This window comes from Algorimicrobium bowmanii, from assembly GCF_054031195.1.
In genome coordinates this window covers 1,340,001-1,342,500 of sequence record NZ_CM132929.1, presented here as the reverse complement: position 1 = coordinate 1,342,500, position 2,500 = coordinate 1,340,001, and the positions used below count along the sequence as shown (strand labels likewise).

Annotated in this window: 2 protein-coding genes and 3 rRNA genes (2 of these 5 only partly in view); 2 read left to right on the top strand and 3 right to left on the bottom strand. The window is 38.6% G+C overall.

Annotation, left to right across the window (positions count from 1 at the left end):
• Positions 1-85: ribosomal RNA gene (locus ACW5R3_RS05895) — 16S ribosomal RNA — on the bottom strand; it reaches 1,442 nt to the left of the window's first position.
• 689 nt (positions 86-774) lie between these two features.
• Here ACW5R3_RS05895 and ACW5R3_RS05890 point away from each other — a divergent pair.
• Together ACW5R3_RS05890 and ACW5R3_RS05885 are read left to right on the top strand one after the other, a co-directional pair.
• Entirely contained in the window at positions 775-939 is a 165-nt protein-coding gene (locus ACW5R3_RS05890) for a hypothetical protein (RefSeq protein WP_456578483.1), read from the top strand.
• The gene (locus ACW5R3_RS05885) at positions 911-1,144 is read left to right on the top strand and encodes a DUF6095 family protein (RefSeq protein WP_456578482.1); all 234 of its coding nucleotides are present in this window, start codon (positions 911-913) and stop codon (positions 1,142-1,144) included. The genes ACW5R3_RS05890 and ACW5R3_RS05885 overlap by 29 nt, the downstream gene beginning before the upstream one ends.
• 123 nt (positions 1,145-1,267) lie before the next feature.
• Here ACW5R3_RS05885 and rrf read toward each other — a convergent pair.
• Both rrf and ACW5R3_RS05875 read right to left on the bottom strand, forming a co-directional pair.
• Positions 1,268-1,376, bottom strand: a 5S ribosomal RNA gene (rrf, locus tag ACW5R3_RS05880).
• A gap of 117 nt (positions 1,377-1,493) precedes the next feature.
• Positions 1,494-2,500, bottom strand: a 23S ribosomal RNA gene (locus ACW5R3_RS05875); it runs 1,818 nt beyond the window's last position.

Below are 2,500 nucleotides of genomic sequence, written 5' to 3'. Positions count from 1 at the left end.
AAGCTCTTCTCTGTTACCGTTCGACTTGCATGTGTTAAGCCTGCCGCTAGCGTTCATCCTGAGCCAGGATCAAACTCTTCATCGTTAATTCTTAAATATTATTTAACAACTAATCGAAATAGTTTTTTATCTATACTCAAAATGGTTTATTCTCTTTTGTTTGATTAAATCGTTTCCAATTTAATCTTACGCTGTCAATTCAATATGTTTATGAACTTTTTTCTCTGTTTCTCTTAAGGCGTTTATCTCTTAAGCGGGTGCAAATATAATTACCTTTTATTTAACTCGCAAACTTTTATTTAAAAAATATTTAAAAATTTCTTAACCTTAAAGTTGATCTATTTTCCTCTTGAACTTTCTAAGAACGTTACCGTTTTTAGCGGCTGCAAATATACAACCCTTTTTTTCCTTTATACAAGCTTTTTTTAACCTTATTTCTGTTTTATTTTTTATTAGCTACTAACCAGGTACTTACAAATAATGTTTTTTATGAAAGATATACTAAAACTGAGTATTAGCTCCTTTTTCAAAGCTATATCATCTTGATATAAATCAGGAAATACAAGCTAAAACATTCGTCCGTTTGGAATTTCAACTTAAAATGGGTGATTTTTTTTATCATACTTATAGACTATAATACTTAAAACATCTTTTGAATCCAGTAATTATGATATGAATACATTATAAAACAACAACATTATTCTTCTAAAATGATCCGGAAGTTAAGAGCAAAGAAAATTAATCTATCATATTAAAGGCAATAAAATGGTTGACATGCAATTAAGCAATGCAAAATTACAGGATCGCGGAATAAAAATGATCATGACCAGTTTAGATCTTACGTATGCTAAAGCAGAAGCTTTATTAACTACTCATAAAAATGTTAGAACAGCAATAGAAAATTATACCGATGGAACCAGAAACAAAACGAACAAATAAAGACATACTATATAAAGGCTTAAAAAAAATGGGGATTTCCTTACTTTGTATGTTTATAGGTCCTAGTTTATTACATGTTGCTTTTACAAATCAAGAAAAACCCTTATACCTTGCCTTGTTAATTCTAGGATTAGTTATTGGAGTATTAGCAATAGTATTCGCTTTTAAAGGCCTACAAACAATAATGAAAAGTATGTTTGATTAACAGACTGTATTAACCAGAAGTAAAAAGCGCATCATGCGCTTTTTTTTGGTCCTTATTATAAGGATTGGGGTTGTTAAATAGAAGACAAAAAAAAATCCTGACTCATAAATGAATCAGGATTAAAAAAGGCGGCGACCTACTCTCCCACGAGATGCAGTACCATCGGCGCTAACGGGCTTAACTACTCTGTTCGGAATGGTAAGAGGTGAGCCCCGTCGCTATAACCACCTTAAGTTATAGCTTCAGTAACATAATATTACTTCAGCGTCCCATATATATGGAACAAATATTTTAACATATTGAAAAAATTACATGAATTGTGTTGTAAACGTTTATAAAAAAACAGGCGTACAATAAGCCTATGGGTTATTAGTACTACTCGGCTATGACATTACTGCCTTTACACCTATAGCCTATCAACGTGGTCATCTCCCACGACCCTTTAAAGAAATCTCATCTTGTGGTGGGTTTCGCGCTTATATGCTTTCAGCGCTTATCCCTTCCAAACGTAGCTACTCTGCAATGCTCCTGGCGGAACAACAGATACACCAGAGGTTTGTCCAACTCGGTCCTCTCGTACTAGAGTCAGATCCACTCAAATTTCTAACGCCCACAGTAGATAGAGACCGAACTGTCTCACGACGTTCTGAACCCAGCTCGCGTGCCACTTTAATGGGCGAACAGCCCAACCCTTGGGACCTTCTCCAGCCCCAGGATGTGACGAGCCGACATCGAGGTGCCAAACCCCCCCGTCGATGTGAGCTCTTGGGGGAGATCAGCCTGTTATCCCCGGAGTACCTTTTATCCTTTGAGCGATGGCCCTTCCATGCGGAACCACCGGATCACTATGCTCTACTTTCGTACCTGATCGACCTGTATGTCTCTCAGTCAAGCTCCCTTATGCCATTGCACTCTACGCACGGTTACCAAGCGTGCTGAGGGAACCTTTAGAAGCCTCCGTTACTCTTTTGGAGGCGACCACCCCAGTCAAACTACCCACCAAGCACTGTCCCTTCAGATGAAGGTTAGACTCTAGATAAGCAAAGGGTGGTATTTCAACAATGACTCCACAACGCCTAGCGACGCCGCTTCAAAGTCTCCCACCTATCCTACACATTACTTATCCAAAGCCAATACTAAGCTATAGTAAAGGTTCACGGGGTCTTTTCGTCCCACTGCGGGTAATCGGCATCTTCACCGATACTACAATTTCACCGAGCTCATGGTTGAGACAGTGTCCAGATCGTTGCACCATTCGTGCAGGTCGGAACTTACCCGACAAGGAATTTCGCTACCTTAGGACCGTTATAGTTACGGCCGCCGTTTACTGGGGCTTCATTTCAGATCTTCGCCGAA